This window comes from Rhizobium sp. AC27/96, assembly GCF_001692325.1.
Lineage (GTDB): Bacteria > Pseudomonadota > Alphaproteobacteria > Rhizobiales > Rhizobiaceae > Rhizobium.
In genome coordinates this window covers 518,305-530,613 of record NZ_LXKN01000001.1, presented here as the reverse complement: position 1 = coordinate 530,613, position 12,309 = coordinate 518,305, and the positions used below count along the sequence as shown (strand labels likewise).

Genomic DNA, 12,309 nt, shown 5'->3' with positions numbered 1-12,309 from the left:
AACGGACTGATAACGACGACAGTTATTCTCCATTCTTGTGAGCGCGAAATGCCCTTCGCAAAGCCAAAGATTGCCCTTGCACTCAGCATGGCAGCCATGAGCGCCGCGCTCGCTGCCTGCAATACCTATCAGCCCGCGCCGAAGGCCTTCAACGAGGCGACGATCCAGCCTTATTCTCTGGATAGCGGTGACCGGCTGCGTGTGACGGTGTTCGATCAGCCTGGCTTGAGCAATACCTATACTGTCGACCAGGCGGGCTATATTGCCTTTCCGCTCATTGGCCAGGTCACCGCTCGCGGCCGAACCTTGCAGCAGCTCTCCGGCCAGATCGCACAGAAGCTGCGCCAGGGCTATATTCGCGACCCCGACGTCTCGATCGATGTCGATCGCTACCGTTCGGTCTATATCATGGGCGAAGTCGGCCAGCCGGGCCAGTATTCCTACGTCCCCGGCATGACGATCCAGAATGCCATCGCGGTCGCCGGCGGCTTCAGCAGCCGCGCCAATCAATCCAATGCGGACGTTACGCGCAAGATCAACGGTCACGTCATGACCGGTCGTGTCGGCATCTCCGATCCGGTGTTGGCGGGCGACACGATCTACGTCAGAGAGCGGTTGTTCTAACCGCGCCCACCCATGGCAAAACCCCTCCGGATCCTCCATTGTTTCAGATCGCCCGTCGGCGGGGTCTTCCGCCACGTTCGGGATCTGGCAGAGGAGCAGAGCAAGGCGGGACATGAAGTCGGCATCCTCTGCGACAGCCTCACCGGCGGCGCTCACGAAGACCATCTGTTCGAGGACATAGCGCCCTTTCTCGCGCTCGGCGTGATCCGCCTGCCGATCCGACGGCATATCAGTCTCACCGATGCCTCGACGCTTTGGAGCAGCTACAAGAAAATCAGAGGCTTGCGGCCGGATGTATTGCATGGGCATGGCGCCAAGGGCGGCCTGATTGCGCGTGTGCTCGGCTCGATCCTGCGGGTGAACAAGTATCGCGTGGCCCGCCTGTACACCGCGCATGGCGGCAGCCTGCATTTCCCGCGCGCCTCGCTCCAGGGCATGCTGGTGCATAGCCTTGAGCGAATGCTGGAATTCTTGACTGACGGCCTGATCTTCATCTGCGATTTCGAACGGCGCGCCTATGAGAAAAAGATCGGCAAGCCGCGCACGCGCTCGGTGTTGATCTACAATGGCATCAGCGAGCGGGACTTTCGCAGCGTGCCGACACGATCGGATTCCGTGCATTTCGCCTATATCGGCATGCTGAGGGACCTCAAAGGTCCCGATCTGTTTGTCGAGGCCTTTGCCAAGACCGAGCGACGGATCGGCAGGCCGCTTTCGGCACTGATGATTGGCGACGGGCCGGACAGGGACAAATACCACAGGATGATGATCGAGCGCGGCCTCGGGCAACGCATCGGCATGCTGCCGGCCATGCGCGTGCAGGAAGCCTTCGCGGTTTCTCAAAACGTCGTCGTTCCCTCACGCGCCGAGGCCATGCCCTACATCGTTCTGGAGGCGCTGGCGGCTGGAAAGACCGTTATCGCCTCGCGGGTCGGCGGCATTCCGGAAGCGCTTGGAGAAGACAGCGCAGCGCTTGCCAATTCTGATGATGCCGAAGACCTGTCGCGTGTCATGGCCGAAGCCATCACGAACCCGGAATGGGGCCGGCGTAACATGCCCAATATTGAGACAATCCGGGCGAACTTTTCCGCCTCGGTCATGGCTCGTGATACTTTGCACCTGTATCAAAATATACTTGGCCTGGGTCGAGAAGGTTAGAATACAAGCAGGTGTTGTAAGTGTTTCTTAGCTGATATCTGCTAGCTCTTTTCCGGTAACGACCGGATGAATTGCCATGAACACTAGTGAGAAGTCCGAGCAATTTAACTTGGACAACATTCGCAAGCAGGTTTCGGAAATCCGTACCCGCGGCGCCGAAGAGCCTCGCGACGATCGTCCAAGCAGCGATATCAATGCCTATGCACGGCAGATCGCCGAGCAATTTCGCGAGACCAACCAGACGCCGGCGATCATCATCGGACAATATCGGCTGTTCGAATTCCTGTCATTGCTCGCGGTTGGGCTGGCGCTCTTCTTCTTCGAAACAGCGCCGGGCGAGCATCCGTTCCTGTCGAAAGCGGCCGTGACCATTGCGCTCAGCGGCCTTGCCATCATGTTCCTGCAGGTGGCCGACGCCTATCAGATACCGATACTGCGCTCGCCGCACCGTTTCCTTCATCGGATCGTCGGCCCATGGGTTGCGGCTTTCGCAGTGGTGACCATTGCCCTCATCCCCTTCGACATCAACAGCATTTATTCGATCCCCCTCCTCGGCGGCTGGCTCGCCACGGGCGCAGGATTCCTGATCGTCGCGCGGCTGCTGTTCGCCTATGGCATTCGCAACTGGGCCCGAAACGGCATCATGGAAAGACGCGCCGTGATCATCGGCGGCGGCGAACCGGCCAAGGAGCTGATCCGGGCCCTGGAACATCAGCCCGACAACGATATCCGTATTTGCGGCATCTTCGACGACCGCGGCGAAAAGCGCTCGCCGGTGATGGTCGCCGGCTATCCGAAGCTGGGTACGGTCGCCGAGCTGGTCGAGTTCGCCCGGTTGACGCGCGTCGACATGCTGATCATCGCGCTTCCGATCAGTGCCGAAGACCGCATCCTGCAGCTGCTGAAGATGCTGTGGGTGCTGCCGGTCGACATCCGTCTGGCGGCGCACGCCAACAAGCTGCGCTTCCGGCCCCGCGCCTATTCGCATGTCGGCGCCGTGCCGATGCTCGATATCTTCAACAAGCCGATCCGTGATTGGGACGGCGTCGCCAAGCGCATCTTCGACGTCTTCTTCAGTGTTGTGGCGCTGGCCCTGCTCTGGCCGATCATGCTCGGAGCAGCGATCGCCGTGAAGGCAACATCGAAGGGGCCGATCCTCTTCATGCAGAAGCGTCACGGCTTCAACAACGAGATCATCAACGTCTTCAAGTTCCGCTCGATGTTTACTGAAATGAGCGACCCGACCGCGCGCAATGCCGTCACCAAAAACGATCCGCGTGTCACCCCTGTCGGACGTTTCATCCGCAAGACGTCGATCGACGAGCTGCCGCAGCTCTTCAACGTGCTTCTCGGCAATCTCTCGCTTGTCGGCCCGCGACCGCATGCCGTGCTCGCCGCCAGCCACAACCGGACCTATTCCGATGTCGTCGAAGGTTATTTCGCCCGCCATCGCGTCAAGCCGGGCGTGACCGGCTGGGCACAGATCAACGGCTGGCGCGGCGAGATCGACAGCGACGACAAGATCAGGTTCCGCACGGCCTACGATCTCTACTACATCGAGAACTGGTCGCTGCTGTTCGACCTGAAGATCCTGTTCCTGACGCCGTTCCGTCTGCTCAATACGGAAAATGCCTATTGACCACGATCGAGCTCCCCTCCTCCCGCATCGCGCGGCCGCAGCTCGCCGCGTTGCGGCTGATCGGAACGGCCAGCGTTGCCGTCGGGGTTTTCCTGTCCGGCTTCGTGATCGCCGAGCCCGCGCCCTATGAGCTCTGGCTCGCCTTTCTCATCGGCGTCTGGTTCATTCTCGGGTTGAAGATATCCCGCAGCGTCGCACCGCTTCTGGCCCTGTTTCTGGCCTTCAACATCGGTGGCATGCTGTCGATCACGCAGATGCGCAATCTCAACGCCAGCGACCATCTCGACGGCCCAGTCTATATCGCCGTCTCCACCTTCCTGGCGCTCAGCTCCGTCTTCTATGCCGCCATCATCGAAGATAGCGAAAGACGGCTGAAGCTGATCTTCAATACCTGGGTCGTGGCCGCGCTGATTACGGCGAGCCTCGGCATTCTCGGCTATTTCCATGCCGTTCCCGGCTTCGACATCTTTACCCGCTACGACCGCGCCATGGGCGCCTTCCAGGACCCGAATGTCTTTGGTCCCTTTCTGGTGACACCGACCATCTATCTCATGCATGGCATCCTGATCGGTGATTTGAAGAAGGCGCCGATCAAGGGCATCTGCCTGTTCATCCTTGCCTTCGGCATCTTCCTTTCCTTCTCCCGCGCGGCCTGGGCGCTGTTTGCCTTTGCGGCCGCCATGCTGATCTTCTGCATGCTGCTGAAGCACCGCAGCAATGCCTTCCGCCTGCGTATCCTGGTGATGTCGCTGGCGGCGATCATCCTCATGGTCGTGCTGCTCGTCGTCGCCTTGCAATTTCCGCAGGTCAACGATCTCTTCTCCACCCGCACCCAGCTCGTACAAAATTATGATGGCGGGCATCTTGGCCGCTTCGAGCGCCATCGCATCGGTTTCATGCTCTCCATGGAACGACCGCTTGGATTGGGGCCACTGGTCTTCTCCACCATGTTTCGCGAGGACGAACACAATATCTGGCTGAAGACGCTGACCACTTATGGCTGGCTCGGCTTCTTCTGCTGGGTCAGCATGATCTGCTGGACCATCTATATCGGCTTTCGCAATCTCCTGAAGGAACGGCCCTGGCAGCCCTATGTGATGATCGCCTGGATCGTCGTCCTCGGCCATGTCGGCATCGGCAACGTCATCGATACCGACCACTGGCGCCATCTCTACATGTTGATCGGCATTGTCTGGGGCTGCGGCGCCCTCGAGCAAAAGTACCAGCGTAGCTTGACCCGAAGGGAAGCAGCACCGTGAATATTCGCACCAGCATCAAGCGTCTCTCGCTGCTGCAGGTTCTCGAACCGAGCGGTGGCGGCTCCGGCCGGCATTTCCTCGATCTATGCCGGGCGATGCAGCATCGCGGCCATTCGGTGACCGCCGTCTATTCGCCGGTGCGCGCCGAGGCGGCCTTCGTCTCGGAGCTGGAGGGCATCGGCCTCGACCATGTTATCCCGCTTGCCATGCGCCGCGCGCCAGGCCCCTGGGATGTCACCGCATGGTGGCATCTCCGCAAGATAGCCGCCGGACATGGGGCCTTCGATCTGATCCATGGTCACAGCTCGAAGGCCGGCGCGTTGACGCGTTTGCGCTTGCCCGGAAGACATGTGCCGGTGCTCTACACGCCGCACGCCTTTCGCACCATGGATCCGACTCTGGGTTCCAAGGGCCGGCTGATTTATGGCGGCATCGAGCGTCTTCTCGGAAATCGCCTGACCGACCGCGTGATCTGCGTTTCCAGGGATGAATATAATCACGCTCTGTCGCTCGGCATTTCCGATGCGCGCCTCAGCATCGTCGTCAACGGCGTCAATGCCCCACCGAGCAGCCAACGGGGCGCCATCCGCAAGCGCTATGGAATACCGCAGGACGCCCTGGTCTTCGGTTTCGTCGGCCGCATGACCCCGCAGAAGGCACCGGAACGGCTGGTCGAGGCTTTCGCCCGCATAGCCGCGGAACTGCCGCAGGCTCATTTGTTGATGATCGGCGTCGGCGAACTGGCATCTGCTGTCACCGACATGATCAAGGCGGCCGGCCTTGAACACCGCGCACGCCTCGATGACAGCATACCGGGGGTCACCGCCATCGATGCGTTTGACGTCGTGGTCATGCCGAGCCGCTACGAAGCGATGTCCTATGTGATGCTGGAGGCCGCAGCCGCGGGCAAGCCGCTGCTGCTGGCGGATGTTGGGGGCGCGCGTACGGTGCTGGAACCCGGCAGGAACGGCTATATCGTACCTAACAGCGACGATCCGGAAGAGCTGGCCGCCGCGATGGCGCGCTTCGCTGATCCCAAGCTGCTTGCCAGCTTTGCCGCCGAGGCCCGCCGTCGCAAGGATGGCTATACGCTTGCAGGCATGGCCGACGCCACCGAGAAAATCTACTATGAACTGCTCGGCTATCCCGCCCCTGCCCCGCTGGAAAGACCGGAAAATACCGGGCCGCGAAGCCTTGCCGAGGGACGGGCAAGAAACGTTGCCGCATTTTAGGGCCGCAGGGGATTCCCGCCTGAAATCGGTTTCGATTTTCGAGCTTCTGCGCTACACTTAAAGCATGATTACATCAGCACAATTACGCGGCGCACGCGCCATGCTCGGACTGACAGCGGAAGCTCTCGCCGGCGAAAGCAAGCTTCCAGTATCGACCATTGAAGCGCTGGAAACGGATGTGAATTCCGCCGATGGGAAGGCACTCGCCGCCGTGCGATCTGTCCTCGAAGCGCGCGGCGTGCTTTTTCTTGCAAGCGGTAATGATGGAGCCGGCGGCGCCGGCATCCGCTTCAGGCATCGGAGCGCCGATGATGATGGCATCCGGCCGGAAAATCTGAACGCCACCAATGATGATTGATGGCCAGAGCGGTTATGCGACGTAGCTCAACCGCTCTGCAATGCTATTTATCCCAAAGGTTCGGTGGCAGAACGCGCCTCTCCGCAGGGATATTCAGGCTGCCAGTCCCCAGCCCTTGACCAGTTGCTCGGGCGCGGAAACGGCCGCAGGCAGGATGTAGCGCTCGGTATCGTTTGCCGGCTCCCAGCCTTCGATGACCGGACCAACCGGCAGACCGTGGCCAAAGCCGTTCAACGTCACAAGTTCCAGGATGATGTTGCCGTAGTCATCGCGCCATTCGCGCCGCTCGCCGCCCTCGAAGAGGCGCAGGCGACCCTTGATCCGCGGACGATCACGCACATCAAGCCATTGGGCGATCGATGCTTCGGCATTGGCAACCGAAACGACCTCATCCTCGTCGCCATGCCAGATGGAGACGACGGGATAACGCTCGGCATCGGGCGAAACTTCGCGGACGAGTTCTCCCCATTTTTCAGCTGCGCGCGTCGAGCCACGGTTCATCACATCGAGAGCGGACATGGCATCGCGGGCAGCGCCGAAAGGCAGGCCGCCGATGACGGCGCCCGCGGCAAACAGTTCCGGGTAGGTCGCAAGGAGCGCTGCAGCCATGGCGCCGCCGGCAGACAGGCCCATGACGAAAATCTTGCTATCGTCGATCGTATGCACACGCCGGCTAAAATCGATCATCTCGCGGATGGAGCCGAGTTCGCCGCGATCGCGTGTCACCATGCTCGGGCGAAACCAGTTGAAGCACAGGTTGGGATTGTTCGACAGCTTCTGCTCGGCATAAAGCACGGCAAATCCGTGCTGGCGAGCGAGGGTAGTCCAACCGCTGGCGCGATCGAAATCCTCGGCATTCTGATGACAGCCGTGCAAGACGACGACGAGCGGCATAGGGCCCTTGACGCCCGGCGGTACATATTCGAGCATGCGCAGATCGCCGGGATTACGGCCGAACCACAGGATTTCCGTCAAACGCTGCGGCGCAGGCCGCGCGGAAATGCGACGACGTGACGGCTGCGCGAGCGGCCGTGTCATCGGAAACTTGAGCTGCGGAAGCTCGACGGAATCGACGAGCAAACGGCGAAGCCGGCTCGGAACTTTGAAATTCATCATGGGCCTTTCACATTATCCACGCCCGCCGCTCCCGGTGTTTCTTCCGCTGCGGCAGCCGCGCACTGTCCCTGAATGGAGAATCAGTGACATTGAGAAATCAATTCTCTTTGTGCAATGCAGCATATATAGGATGGCAGTGTCGCTTCGAACAGACACAATGCATCATTGCTGCTATGTGAAATCAGCTTAAATCGATTAGATTCAAGGCCATAAAAAAACGCAGTTGTGTCAGAAATAAGCCCTGGCGAGCGCGAGGAGCTTGGCATCGTCTTTCACGCCCTGGCGATAAAGCTGGATGATCAGCGCCCCGACCCGCTCGGCTTGCGGGCTGCGCGGGTTCATGCCGCGATCCCGGCAGACGGTGTCCAATACCTTCTCCAGACGATCCAGATCGTCCGAAAACAGGGGTAAATCCCGTGGATGTATGGGGGCTTCCAACATTGCGCTGCCTCGTCTTTCGGGCGGAAGCACGCAACAATATCGCCAGTATCCGCTTCTTGCCCGACAATATGACTGGACTATGCGCTCTGGCCGTAGGCTTGGCAAGAAAGCTTTTGTTGCAATCGCATGCCGTGATGCATTTCTGATTCGCACACAATGCGACAGTTTCACAAAAGATACAATTTTAAGTTACGCCATCACCAGACCTTCATCTGCACCTGAGATAAGCGAACAAAACGGAGACCCGATGATGATGACGACCAGACCCTTTATTTTCGCTGTCCTTGGATTGCTGCTTGCCGGTCTGGCCTTTCCGGCCCTTGCGCAAAACCTCCAGAATCTGCCGCTGCGCACCCCTCGGCAACTGCCGGATGGATATATCTCCGTGCAGTCCGGGATATCATTTTCCTACTCCCTGCCCGATGGCGACAATGAGGAGCAGCAGGAGAAGGCATTGAAATCCTTCTACAAGGTCGCGGCGAGCAGCTGCGCCACTCTGCTTGATACGATCGCCGACAGCTGCGAAATCAGCGCGATGTCGAGCAATACATCGACCAATAATTTCGACGGGCGTGGGCCGAAACTTTCGGTGAGCGGCCAGGTGACGATGGCCGTCAAGCTCAAGCCATCGACCGCGTCGCCGAAATAGGAATCTCCGGCCTTCGGTGCCAGGTGGCGAAAAGCCAACGGATCGGTAAGAAATCGCGGCGATAATCCCCTCGCAATTGAGGGATTCTACCATGGCAAAAGCGAAACGACGCACGCGGCGCAAGCCGCAATCCAAGGCGGGCAGTTCGATGTGGCTGTGGGGTGTCGTCGGCTTGGCGGCCGTGGCCGGCATCTACGCCTACCAGCATCGCAAGGAGATGCCGTCGATGATTGCCCATGCAGGCGCCGTCGCCGGTCTGCCGCATGTGACCCCGGAAGCGCCGGTGCCGGCAAGCAAGCCGAAGGTCAGGACAGCAGCAATCACTCCCGAGCCGCGTGAGACAAACGCCCTGCCGGTACCGCCGGCAGCCATTCCCGTGGCCATGCCGGTGAGCAAGACGCCGATCGAAAGACCCTCCCCCGCTCCGCGCGCTCAGAGTGGCGGCCGGTTCGTGCTTTGCGGCGGCGGTTCCGGCACGAATTGCGTGGTGGACGGCAATACCTTCTGGCAGGATGGCATCAGGATCCAGCTGGCCGATGTCGATGTGCCGGGTGCCGATGCGGCGCGTTGCCCGAGTGAGAAGCAGAAGGCCGTGGCCGCAAAACTACGGCTGCAGGCCATTCTCAACGACGGGACCTTCGTGCTTTCCGGCAGCAACCGTGGCGACGACCAGAATGGCGGAAAGCTGCGCATTGCCATGCGCGCCGGCCGCTCGATCGGCGACCAGCTCGTCTCCGAAGGCCTCGCACGGCGCTGGACCGGCCAAGCATCCTCGTGGTGCGGCTAAATCACTGAAAATTCGATTGGGAGCTCAAGGAGATAAATGGTCGGGGCGACAGGATTTGAACCTGCGACCCCTTGACCCCCAGTCAAGTGCGCTACCGGGCTGCGCTACGCCCCGACCTGCCGAAACGGCTTGTTTCGTTTAGAGTTTAGAGTTTCCCGACGCAAGCGAAAAGTAGTGGCCCGCTCAGAAAAAGTTCCGGCTCATCGGCACTCGCGTCTCGGCCCCCTGCTCGGCTGATAGGTGTTGTCCGAGGGGCGATAAGACTGGTAACGGCTTGCACAGGCGCGGGCATGACTGTCGTAGTAGCCTCGCGCACGCTGCCCGCTGAAGAGTGTGCCTGTTACGAAGGATTTGAAGAGCACGCCGCTGTCCGAGTCATCGTCGTAATAGCTATCGGAACCATGGCGCTTGTGACCACCACCCCAGCGATTGTGACTGTGCCAATGGCCATGTCCGTGATCGCGCACCTGAATGATGTCGGTCTGCGCGGGCGCGGGCACCGACAGCACTGGCATGGTCACGGCGCCGGCCGGCATCGCGACGCCTGCGGCCAGCAACAAACCAAAGCCTGCGGCAGTTATCGATCTGGCAATCGTAAACATATGCGACTCCTTCGAAATCCGGCAGCACTGGCCAAGCACATCTGCGTGAAAAACCTTGTCGCCGAGCATGCCGATACTACCTGTATATAGTGATTTCGATCCATACTCATAGATGCCCGTCCGTCATAATTGCGTGACGAATTCCGGCAAACGAGAAGCCAACGGAAAGTTACGGCGATGAAGCCCCTGATAGTCCTCATGCTGTGCGCGCCCCTGCTTGCGGCATGCAACACGACCCAATCGCTACAACCCATTCCGGGCAGCATCACTTATGGCGGCCAGCCGCACATGAAGCTGACGCAGTCGCCGATCGGAGCCCGCATTGACCATCGCTTCACCAACCAGTGGGGCGAGGATGTCTATGAGACCTATATCCTGCAGCCTGATCGCAGCCTGAAGCTGGTGAACCGCGAGATTGTCACGCCTTTCTGACATCGGGTGATGAAAACAAAAAACTCCGCCGGAGCGAACCAGCGGAGTTTTGATATTCATGTGCGGACCAGCGCTTCGACTACCAGCAACGATAGCAGCGGCGATAGTAAGGCCGGCCGTAATAGCCACGGTGATGATGGTCGCTGACTGCGGCGCCAACCAGAACGCCGCCGATGATGCCGGCAGCGGCAAGTCCCGCAGCCTGATTTTCAGCCTGCTGCGCCTGAACGCGGTTTGCCTGATAGGTCGCGCCGACGCAGCGATTGTAGCGCTGCGTGCCAGGGCGGAACCCCTGCGACTGACAGGTCATTTCGGCATTCATCGCAGATTCCTGCGGTGTCTGGCAGCTCGACAGAATGGTGGTTATAGCGACGAGACTCGCCGCCACGGTAGCACGTATGCGCATGTTTCCTCCGGCAATTTATAAGACAACCCCAAGGAAGCGAATACAGCCAAAGGTAATGTTTAGCAAGTCAAGCTTATCAAGCGATGCACGGAATCGGGCCGAAGCCACCTGGAAATGCGCGCAAAGATGGCATCATGCTTAACAACCGATGGGATCGCGAACGAAAAGGCCCCGCATTTCGGCGGGGCCCATGGTGCTTGTCTTGCCGCCAGCCACATTGGAGGACTGCGGCAGGCATCCTGTCCAGATCAGAAATTCCGTTCGAAACGGAGGATGCCGGCGACCGTATCATCCTTGATAAAGTCGTAGTGCACATAGCTCAGTTCCGGCTCGACCAGGAAGTCCTTGACCGGATAGATCTTGAGGTTAGTCGTCGCCTCGAACATCTTCGACTCGGTATAGGCCAGCTGCAGGTTCCACTTCAGCTTATCGTTGATCGGAACGCCAACGCCACCCCAGACAGCCCAGTCGCCCCAGCCACATTTACCGGCATTGACAGTCCCGCTCGACGTAGTGCAGGCGGAAATATCCTGGTTCGTGCCGGCATATTTGTTGAGCTTGTCGCCATCCGTGTTCCAGCCACCCATCAGGAAGGCTTCCACTGCGCCGAACTTGGCATCGATACGTGCCTTGATGGCGCCCTCTTCGACGATCGAGTCATAACCGCCAACGATCTTGAAGCCCCAGTTATCCACCTTGTACCCGAAACCAGCGACGACATCTGGCGCGTAGTGGTTGGACTTGTCATCCGTCCACCAGCCGGCGCCATAGGATGCCTCTCCGTCGGAGGTGGAGTTGCTGTCTTCCAGCGAGATCACAGCCGAAAAGCCATTGCCGGCATCATAGTTGTAGGTAAGCTGGTTCAGTTCGTAAGGACCGTCATAGATCACGTCGTCATTGATGACGTCGCCAGCATAGCCGACATACAGATTGTACTGCGAGTCGAGCTTACCAACGGTGAAGCCGCCAAGGCTGATATTTGCGAACAGCAGCTTGGCAGAGGTCGCACCTCCGTCGTTCCACTCCCAGCGGAAGACGGTATTGGTCTTCAGCGCACCGTATTCGGTGTCCGTCGCCGTATCGACATTAAGCTCCACACGCTCATGCCAGAGAGTGCCTACCCTGCTGCGCGGGTTATAGGCGTCGTACCACTCACCTTCGGTACGGACCTTGCCGCCAACTTTCAGGCAGGTTTCAGTGCCGGGAATAAAGAAATAGCCGGTGCCATAGGCGTCGCAGATGCGAACGTATTCCAATGGTTCCGGCTCAGCAGAAACGATAGCATCGGCGGCATGGGCGCCGCTCGCTGCGGCGATTGCAGCGGCGGAGCCAAGAAGAAGGCTCTTGATGTTCATGGTGTCTCCATTCGACTATCCATCAGGGACGGAGTCTCCCGGCAGACAATTTCTTGCCCCTCCATGGCCTGACTGGCTGTTCCCCTTCTTTGAAGGGTGAAGCAACGAAGCTTCGCCGCCAAACTGAACCCAGCGTTGGGCTCGGGCAAGTTAATAAGGCTGCCGAACTAATTTCGCACAACGCAGAAGAGTGGCAATGTGACAAAAATGTCACCGAACGCAGCCGATGCTCATACATACATGCCCGACTA

At 59.4% G+C, this 12,309-nt stretch carries 14 protein-coding genes and 1 tRNA gene; 9 read left to right on the top strand and 6 right to left on the bottom strand.

The window, feature by feature from the left end:
* Nucleotides 1–48: 48 nt before the first annotated feature.
* The 6 genes from A6U86_RS02655 (at nt 49) to A6U86_RS02630 (ending at nt 6,270) form a co-directional block, all read left to right on the top strand.
* Complete coding sequence (locus tag A6U86_RS02655; RefSeq protein ID WP_068385814.1) at nt 49–624, top strand: polysaccharide biosynthesis/export family protein; 576 nt, start codon at nt 49–51, stop codon at nt 622–624.
* A gap of 12 nt (nt 625–636) precedes the next feature.
* Nucleotides 637–1,782, top strand: coding sequence for a glycosyltransferase family 4 protein (locus A6U86_RS02650; RefSeq protein WP_068385812.1), 1,146 nt, complete (start codon nt 637–639; stop codon nt 1,780–1,782).
* Between the two features lie 76 nt (nt 1,783–1,858).
* Entirely contained in the window at nt 1,859–3,421 is a 1,563-nt protein-coding gene (locus A6U86_RS02645) for an undecaprenyl-phosphate glucose phosphotransferase (RefSeq protein ID WP_068385810.1), read from the top strand.
* Entirely contained in the window at nt 3,418–4,680 is a 1,263-nt protein-coding gene (locus A6U86_RS02640; protein ID WP_068385808.1) for an O-antigen ligase, read from the top strand. The genes A6U86_RS02645 and A6U86_RS02640 overlap by 4 nt, the downstream gene beginning before the upstream one ends.
* A complete protein-coding gene (locus A6U86_RS02635) occupies nt 4,677–5,912 on the top strand; it encodes a glycosyltransferase family 4 protein (protein ID WP_068385806.1) in 1,236 nt (411 codons plus the stop codon). Before A6U86_RS02640 ends, A6U86_RS02635 begins: the two co-directional genes overlap by 4 nt.
* 64 nt (nt 5,913–5,976) lie before the next feature.
* A complete protein-coding gene (locus A6U86_RS02630; RefSeq protein ID WP_068385804.1) occupies nt 5,977–6,270 on the top strand; it encodes a helix-turn-helix domain-containing protein in 294 nt (97 codons plus the stop codon).
* A gap of 93 nt (nt 6,271–6,363) precedes the next feature.
* On the opposite strand, the gene A6U86_RS02625 is transcribed toward A6U86_RS02630, so the two are convergent.
* Both A6U86_RS02625 and A6U86_RS02620 read right to left on the bottom strand, forming a co-directional pair.
* Nucleotides 6,364–7,386 (bottom strand): PHB depolymerase family esterase, encoded by a 1,023-nt coding sequence (locus A6U86_RS02625; RefSeq protein ID WP_234906173.1) that lies wholly within the window; start codon nt 7,384–7,386, stop codon nt 6,364–6,366.
* 228 nt (nt 7,387–7,614) lie between these two features.
* Nucleotides 7,615–7,827 (bottom strand): hypothetical protein, encoded by a 213-nt coding sequence (locus tag A6U86_RS02620; RefSeq protein WP_068385802.1) that lies wholly within the window; start codon nt 7,825–7,827, stop codon nt 7,615–7,617.
* A 250-nt stretch (nt 7,828–8,077) separates the two neighbouring features.
* Here A6U86_RS02620 and A6U86_RS02615 point away from each other — a divergent pair, with 250 nt between their 5' ends.
* Together A6U86_RS02615 and A6U86_RS02610 are read left to right on the top strand one after the other, a co-directional pair.
* A complete protein-coding gene (locus A6U86_RS02615) occupies nt 8,078–8,476 on the top strand; it encodes a hypothetical protein (RefSeq protein WP_244509820.1) in 399 nt (132 codons plus the stop codon).
* Nucleotides 8,477–8,567: 91 nt separating this feature from the next.
* The gene (locus tag A6U86_RS02610) at nt 8,568–9,263 is read left to right on the top strand and encodes a thermonuclease family protein (RefSeq protein ID WP_068385800.1); all 696 of its coding nucleotides are present in this window, start codon (nt 8,568–8,570) and stop codon (nt 9,261–9,263) included.
* A 37-nt stretch (nt 9,264–9,300) separates the two neighbouring features.
* Here the strand turns inward: A6U86_RS02610 and A6U86_RS02605 are convergent.
* A tRNA-Pro gene (locus tag A6U86_RS02605) sits at nt 9,301–9,377 on the bottom strand.
* A gap of 86 nt (nt 9,378–9,463) precedes the next feature.
* On the bottom strand, nt 9,464–9,865 hold the full coding sequence (locus tag A6U86_RS02600; protein WP_068387744.1) for a BA14K family protein: 402 nt from the start codon (nt 9,863–9,865) through the stop codon (nt 9,464–9,466).
* 177 nt (nt 9,866–10,042) lie between these two features.
* Here A6U86_RS02600 and A6U86_RS02595 point away from each other — a divergent pair, with 177 nt between their 5' ends.
* Nucleotides 10,043–10,297, top strand: coding sequence for a hypothetical protein (locus A6U86_RS02595; protein ID WP_068385798.1), 255 nt, complete (start codon nt 10,043–10,045; stop codon nt 10,295–10,297).
* A 79-nt stretch (nt 10,298–10,376) separates the two neighbouring features.
* On the opposite strand, the gene A6U86_RS02590 is transcribed toward A6U86_RS02595, so the two are convergent.
* Both A6U86_RS02590 and A6U86_RS02585 read right to left on the bottom strand, forming a co-directional pair.
* The gene (locus A6U86_RS02590; protein ID WP_068385796.1) at nt 10,377–10,703 is read right to left on the bottom strand and encodes a hypothetical protein; all 327 of its coding nucleotides are present in this window, start codon (nt 10,701–10,703) and stop codon (nt 10,377–10,379) included.
* A 248-nt stretch (nt 10,704–10,951) separates the two neighbouring features.
* On the bottom strand, nt 10,952–12,058 hold the full coding sequence (locus A6U86_RS02585) for a porin (RefSeq protein ID WP_068385794.1): 1,107 nt from the start codon (nt 12,056–12,058) through the stop codon (nt 10,952–10,954).
* Between the last annotated feature and the right edge of the window lie 251 nt (nt 12,059–12,309).

What these genes read in the sequence shown, in the direction of transcription:
- A6U86_RS02655 (WP_068385814.1), top strand. Translation starts at nt 49, where the DNA reads ATGCCCTTCGCAAAGCCAAAGATTGCCCTTGCACTCAGCATGGCAGCC.
- A6U86_RS02650 (WP_068385812.1), top strand. Translation starts at nt 637, where the DNA reads ATGGCAAAACCCCTCCGGATCCTCCATTGTTTCAGATCGCCCGTCGGC.
- A6U86_RS02645 (WP_068385810.1), top strand. Translation starts at nt 1,859, where the DNA reads ATGAACACTAGTGAGAAGTCCGAGCAATTTAACTTGGACAACATTCGC.
- A6U86_RS02630 (WP_068385804.1), top strand. Translation starts at nt 5,977, where the DNA reads ATGATTACATCAGCACAATTACGCGGCGCACGCGCCATGCTCGGACTG.
- A6U86_RS02625 (WP_234906173.1), bottom strand. Translation starts at nt 7,386, where the DNA reads ATGATGAATTTCAAAGTTCCGAGCCGGCTTCGCCGTTTGCTCGTCGAT.
- A6U86_RS02620 (WP_068385802.1), bottom strand. Translation starts at nt 7,827, where the DNA reads ATGTTGGAAGCCCCCATACATCCACGGGATTTACCCCTGTTTTCGGAC.
- A6U86_RS02615 (WP_244509820.1), top strand. Translation starts at nt 8,078, where the DNA reads ATGATGACGACCAGACCCTTTATTTTCGCTGTCCTTGGATTGCTGCTT.
- A6U86_RS02610 (WP_068385800.1), top strand. Translation starts at nt 8,568, where the DNA reads ATGGCAAAAGCGAAACGACGCACGCGGCGCAAGCCGCAATCCAAGGCG.
- A6U86_RS02600 (WP_068387744.1), bottom strand. Translation starts at nt 9,865, where the DNA reads ATGTTTACGATTGCCAGATCGATAACTGCCGCAGGCTTTGGTTTGTTG.
- A6U86_RS02595 (WP_068385798.1), top strand. Translation starts at nt 10,043, where the DNA reads ATGAAGCCCCTGATAGTCCTCATGCTGTGCGCGCCCCTGCTTGCGGCA.
- A6U86_RS02590 (WP_068385796.1), bottom strand. Translation starts at nt 10,703, where the DNA reads ATGCGCATACGTGCTACCGTGGCGGCGAGTCTCGTCGCTATAACCACC.
- A6U86_RS02585 (WP_068385794.1), bottom strand. Translation starts at nt 12,058, where the DNA reads ATGAACATCAAGAGCCTTCTTCTTGGCTCCGCCGCTGCAATCGCCGCA.